This is a genomic window from Sphingomonas sp. 2SG, assembly GCF_005503285.1.
Taxonomy (GTDB): domain Bacteria; phylum Pseudomonadota; class Alphaproteobacteria; order Sphingomonadales; family Sphingomonadaceae; genus Sphingomonas; species Sphingomonas taxi.
Map to the genome: position 1 here is coordinate 1 of NZ_SCMZ01000095.1, position 5,305 is coordinate 5,305.

Annotated in this window: 9 protein-coding genes and 1 pseudogene; all 10 read right to left on the reverse strand. The window is 72.9% G+C overall.

The window, feature by feature from the left end; translation table 11 throughout:
* Positions 1-263, reverse strand: a pseudogene (locus FFS23_RS19690) (tail tape measure protein); the annotation flags it as partial.
* The gene (locus FFS23_RS19695) at positions 256-456 is read right to left on the reverse strand and encodes a phage tail assembly chaperone (protein WP_137899935.1); all 201 of its coding nucleotides are present in this window, start codon (positions 454-456) and stop codon (positions 256-258) included. The gene FFS23_RS19695 and the pseudogene FFS23_RS19690, both read right to left, overlap by 8 nt.
* Positions 453-767, reverse strand: coding sequence for a gene transfer agent family protein (locus tag FFS23_RS19700; RefSeq protein WP_038665193.1), 315 nt, complete (start codon positions 765-767; stop codon positions 453-455). Before FFS23_RS19700 ends, FFS23_RS19695 begins: the two co-directional genes overlap by 4 nt.
* Positions 764-1,171: a phage major tail protein, TP901-1 family gene (locus FFS23_RS19705; RefSeq protein WP_038665190.1), complete on the reverse strand. Its 408-nt coding sequence runs from the start codon at positions 1,169-1,171 to the stop codon at positions 764-766. Before FFS23_RS19705 ends, FFS23_RS19700 begins: the two co-directional genes overlap by 4 nt.
* A gap of 12 nt (positions 1,172-1,183) precedes the next feature.
* The gene (locus FFS23_RS19710) at positions 1,184-1,567 is read right to left on the reverse strand and encodes a gp17 family tail completion protein (protein WP_137899936.1); all 384 of its coding nucleotides are present in this window, start codon (positions 1,565-1,567) and stop codon (positions 1,184-1,186) included.
* Positions 1,564-2,037, reverse strand: a complete 474-nt coding sequence (locus FFS23_RS19715; RefSeq protein WP_137899937.1) for a head-tail connector protein — start codon at positions 2,035-2,037, stop codon at positions 1,564-1,566. Before FFS23_RS19715 ends, FFS23_RS19710 begins: the two co-directional genes overlap by 4 nt.
* 23 nt (positions 2,038-2,060) lie before the next feature.
* The gene (locus FFS23_RS19720; RefSeq protein ID WP_137899938.1) at positions 2,061-3,062 is read right to left on the reverse strand and encodes a phage major capsid protein; all 1,002 of its coding nucleotides are present in this window, start codon (positions 3,060-3,062) and stop codon (positions 2,061-2,063) included.
* A 37-nt stretch (positions 3,063-3,099) separates the two neighbouring features.
* Positions 3,100-3,483: an HK97 family phage prohead protease gene (locus tag FFS23_RS19725; RefSeq protein ID WP_171009564.1), complete on the reverse strand. Its 384-nt coding sequence runs from the start codon at positions 3,481-3,483 to the stop codon at positions 3,100-3,102.
* Positions 3,471-3,773: a DUF6127 family protein gene (locus FFS23_RS19730; RefSeq protein WP_038665181.1), complete on the reverse strand. Its 303-nt coding sequence runs from the start codon at positions 3,771-3,773 to the stop codon at positions 3,471-3,473. Before FFS23_RS19730 ends, FFS23_RS19725 begins: the two co-directional genes overlap by 13 nt.
* Positions 3,770-4,882, reverse strand: coding sequence for a phage portal protein (locus FFS23_RS19735; RefSeq protein WP_137899939.1), 1,113 nt, complete (start codon positions 4,880-4,882; stop codon positions 3,770-3,772). The genes FFS23_RS19730 and FFS23_RS19735 overlap by 4 nt, the downstream gene beginning before the upstream one ends.
* Positions 4,883-5,305: the final 423 nt, after the last annotated feature.

Consider the following 5,305-nt stretch of genomic DNA (forward strand, 5'->3'; position numbering starts at 1 on the left):
CCCCCCAGCACCGCCCCGACCCCGGCATGCAGCGCCGCCTTGGCGATCTGCGCCAGCGCCGCCAGCGCGACGCCCTTCAGCTCCTCGAAGCCGAACTTGCCGCTCCGCACCGCCCGCAGCAGCGCGCCCTCGATCGACCGCCCCGCCCGCTCCGCGCCGGCGCCGAGCGCCCCTTCCAGCGTCCCGCGCATCGCCTCGACCTCGCGCGCGAATCCCGCCGTGTCGGCGTGCACGCCGACCACCATCCGCTCCACCTCATCCATCCGGAAACGCCTCCCGCATCGCCGCCAGCGTCGCGGCGTCGGGCGGCGTCGCCACCGCACCGCCGCCGGCCGCCGCCGCCACCACCGCCGCCAGTTCGGCCGGCGTCGCCCGCCAGAAGGTGTCGGGGCTCCACCCCAGCATCGCCCCGGCAGACCCCGCCAGCCGCACCGCTCCGGCCGCGAAGTCGCTCACCGCCCCGCCAGTATCTGGTGGAGCAGGTCGCGCAGCACCGGCGTCAGCTTCGCCAGCCCGACGCCGATCAGCGCCTCGCCCAGCGTCTCGCGCGTCATCCCCTCGGGTAGCTCGCGCAGGCAGTGCCAGAACAACGCCACCAGCTCGCCGATGCGCAGCTTGCCGTCGGTCGCGCGCACGACGAGGTCGAACAGCGAGCCCAGCTCCTGCTCCGCCGCGACCAACGCCTGGAACGACGGCCGCAGCACCAGCTCGCAGCCGTCGACGCGCAGCGCGCATTCGCCGCGCGCCGGGTTCGCCGCGGCGCTCACGACGCCACCACCGGGCCGGAACTCTCCAGGCTCAGAGTATAGGATCGTTCGCCGTTGAAATCGCCGGCATAGTCCAGCTTGGTCACCAGGAAGCGCCCGGTCATCGCGTCGCCGCTCTCGAAGCTCAGCCGGTAATCGTCGATCGTCCCCGCGAGCGCGCTCGCCTTGATCCGCGCCTCGGCGGCGGAGCCGGTGAACACCCCCGCGCCCGACACGCTGACGCTGCGCACCCCGGCGCCCGACAGCAATTGCCGCCAGCCGCCCGAATCCTTGTTGGTCACCACCACCGCTTCGCCGTTGACGCTCAATTGCGTCGTACGCAGCCCCGCCACCGTCGCGAACGCCGGCACCGCCGCGCCGTCGCCGACCTTGAGCAGGAACGCACTGCCCCGTTCCACCGCCATCGCCTGTCTCCTTCAGTTGATCCGGAACATCCGCACCGCGAACGTGCTGGTGCCGATCCAATGCTCGGCCTTGCCGCGCACCAGCCGGCTGCGCGCCAGCCGCAGCCCGGCGAGCCGCCACCCCTCCGCGCCGAGGTCGGCAGGCATCGTCTCCATCGCCGTTTCCACCGCGACGATCAGCGCGCGCAGCCGCTCGGGCTGCTCGCCGACGTCGGTATAGGTCACCGCGATCGTCCCCACCCGGCCGCTGACGCCGCTCGCATCCGCCGCGCCCAGCACCGGATCGTCCAGCGTCACCCGCGGCATCGCCGCCCGCAGCGGCGGCGCGGCGAACACCCGCGTCCGCCGCCGCAAATGCGCGAGCGTCGCCGCGTACAGCACGGCCCCCGCGCTCATGACCGCGCCTCCGCCGCCAGCCGCATCCGCCGATACGGCCGCCACAGCGCCGCCACCGCGGCGGGCGGCTCGGCCCGCCCGTCGCGATGCTCGAACAGATGCGCGGCGAGCAGCACGACCCCCTGTTGCAGCGGTGCGGCGAGCAGGTCCCAGCTCGCCGCCAGCCCGGCGCAATAGGCGACCGTCACCGCCGTCCCGCTCCGCACCCAGCCGATGCCGTGGCCGTCGATGTCGATCGCCGCCCCCGCCGCCGGTGCGGTGATCGCCCGCACCGGCAGCTCCGCGAGCCGCTGCCAGCCGGGCGCGGCGACGAGCGTCTGCTCGAAGCCGCGCACGATCAGCCGCTGCCCGCAGAACGCCTCGGCCAGCGCCAGCGCGGTCGCCGCCGCGCGGACCAGCACCGCCTCCGCCTCCCCCAGCCGCAGATAGTCCGCCGCGGCCGCCGCCGCGGCCGGTATCGCCCCCTCCATATGCTCCCCCTTCCCCCGCGCGCTCAGGCCGCGGCGAATTTCAACAGCTTGATCGCCTCGCTATCGGCGACGCAGCCGCCGATCCGCCGCGTCGCGTAGAAGCTGACGAACGGCTTGTTGGTGTAGGGATCGCGCAGGATCGCGGTCTCGGCGCGCTCGGCGATCAGATAGCCCGCGGCGAAATTGCCGAAGGCGATGCTGAGCGCATTGGCGGCGATGTCGGGCATGTCCTCCGCCTCGACGACGGGATAGCCGAGCAGCCGCGCCGGCTGCCCCTCGGCGAGCCCCGGTTGCCACAGCGGATGGCCGTCGCTGCCCTTCAGCTTGCGGATGCGCGCCAGCGTATTGGCGTTCATCACCCAGCTCGCCCCCTGCCGGTAGGGCGCGCGCAGGCTCTGCATCAGGTCGACCAGCCGCTCGTCGGGCGCGCCGCCGAAGTCGCTCGCCGCACCTGAGGGCAGATATTGCAGCGTCCCCAGCGGTCGCGCGCCGTCCTTCGCGGTCGACACCGCCTGGGTCAGGAACCCCTTGGGCCGGTTGACGCCATTGCCGTTGACGAACGCCGCGCCCTCCGCCTTCGCGAATTCCGCCGCGATCTCTTCGGCCAGCCATTGCTCGACGTCGAACGCCGCATCGTCGAGCATCGCCTGGCTCGCCGAGGGATTGGCGTACAGCTCGCCCATCGGCGGCACCAATTCGGTGAACACCGGCGTCGCGGTCTCCGGCCGCGGCCCGGTCTCGCTCGCCCAGCCCGACGGTGTGCCGCCGGTGGTGATCAGCTTGCGATAGCCCGCCGATCCGACCTGCACGACATTGGCGATGGCGCGGATCGGCGAAGCGCCGGTCAGCACCCGCGCGATCGCCGCATCGATCTCGCGCGGCACCGCATAGCCGCCCGCATCGCCGCTCACCCCGGTGAACGCCTTCATCTCCAGCGTCGCGCCCTGCCGTACGAAACCCTCGAAGGCTCCGTCCGCCTGCACCACGCGCGCGCCGTCCAACGCTGGCCGATCGACCACGTCCATGCTCATTCTCCTTGGTTGAAAACTCTTGGCCGCCGGCTCAGTCGACCTGGTCGATCCGCGCCCCCGGCTGCATCGGTACCGCGACGAGGCTCACCTCGGCGAGCGCCACGCGCAGCAATTCGCGCCGGGCGCCCTGCGCCACGCGCAGTGGCCGGTAGCCGACCGACAGCCCGTCGATCGCGCCTTGGCGGACCAGCGCCGCGACGCGCGGATCGTCCACCTCGCCCGCGACGCGCAACCCGCGCGCATCCTCGCCGATCGCGACGATCCGGCCCACCGGCCGCCCGCGATGCTGCCACAGCAGCGGCACCGCGCCGGCATCGGCGAAGGCGCCCGCGCGCATCACGTCGCCCGCGCGATCGGCACGGTCGAACAGCGCCGCATAGCCCGCGAAGCGCACCGGCGCGGTCACTCCAGCCATGCGCGGAACCCCAGCTTCATCGCCAGCCCGGTAAGCAGCAGCGCCCCGGCGATCCGCAGCAGCCACCCCGCCGCCGCCTTCCACGCCGAGCGCTTGGCGTCGCGCCACGCGCCGAGCAGCTCGCGCAGCGCGGCAAGGTCGCCCTGCGCCTCCTCGTCGCCCAGCCCGAGCCGCTTGAGCGCGCGCATCGCCGACAGCTCGCCCGCCTCCTCGGCGATCGCGCGCATCGTCGCGATGTTGCTGCCTTCGCGCGCAGCCTGCGCCATCAGTTGCGCCAGAACCTCGCTCATCGTCCTACTCCCACCATAGTTCGTTTCTCCTCGACCGACAGGAAGTCGGCCGCCGCGACGCTCGCCCACAATCGCTCGCGATCCTCGCTCAGCGCCGCCACCCGATCGAGATCGACCGTCAGCGTCGCGTCCTCGAACCAGCCGCTCAGCCCCTGCGCCAGCCCGGCGAGGATCGTCCCCGCCAGCGGCAGCACGGTCAGCCGCCACAGCGCCCGGTTGGCCTCGCGGTAATTGGCGTAGGTCGCGTCGCCGGGCAGCCCGAGCAGCATCGGCGGCACGCCGAAGGCGAGCGCGATCTCGCGCGCCGCCGCCGCCTTCAGCCCGACGAAATCCATGTCGGCGGGGCTCAGCGACAGCGGCTGCCAGCGCAGGCCGCCCTCCAGCAGCATCGGCCGCCCGGCATTGCCGGCGCCGGCGAAGCCCGCCTCCATCTCCGCCTTCAGCCGCTCGAACTGGTCGGGCGCCAGTGCGCCGCCGTCGCCGGGATCGTAGACCAGCGCGCCCGACGGCCGCGCCGCATTGTCGAGCAGCGCCTTGTTCCAGCGCGCCGCCGCATTGTGCACCGCGACCGCCCCCGCCGCCGCGCCGAGGCAGCCCATGCCGTAATGGTCGTCGACCGGATTGAAGCTGCGGATATGCACCACGTCGGGCCGCGGCCCCTCGGCATCGAGCCGCGTCCGCCGCTCGCCGACCCGATAGACGTAGGCGGTCGGCCAGCCGCCCGCGTCCAGCTCGACGGTGACCCGCTCGGGTCGCAGCGCATAGAGCGCCGCCACGCCGCCGGTCTCGCCGGCCCCGTCGCGCAGCAACTGGACGTAGGCGTTGCCGTGCAGCAGCAGCTGCGCCGCCGCACTCTCCAGCAGCGCCTGCCCACCCGACCGCGTTGCGACCAGCGTCGCCAGCGCCGGCACGCTCGCCGCGATCGGCGCCGCCGCGACGCTCTCCGCCACCAGCTTCACCGCGCGCTGCGCGATCGCATTGCCGGCGAAGGCGTCGCGCACCTGCGCCTCATACGACCGCGGCCACTCGCCGAGCGCCACCCCCGTCCCCGTACGCGACAAAGCCGGCCGCACGCCCTCGCGCGCGGACCTGCGTCCGAATAACCGCATGATGCTCTCCCGTGATGTATAGGATGGCCCAAGTCCTCCCTCGCTTCAGCGGGAGCACAGGGTTGGATTGCCCCCGGCAATCCAAGATCATGCAGGGGGCATGATCGACCCTGTTCTGGGGACCGCCGGCCGCAGGCCGGTGGTGGAGGGGGCGTTTCCACATACGGCGAACGTGCCGTATCCTCCCCCTCCGTCAGCGCTTTGCGCTGCCACCTCCCCCTGGCGGGGGAGGAATTTGGGTTGATCGTCATCCCGGCGAAAGCCGGGACCCATGGACCCACGACGCCGGCGACGGCACATCAATCCACTGTCACGTACCCATGGGTCCCGGCATCCGCCGGGATGATGATTATGGAGCGGGTAGCCGCCCCTTCGCGCCTTCGCGTCGTCGCGCGAACACCCTCCCTACGACGCCCCCCCTAC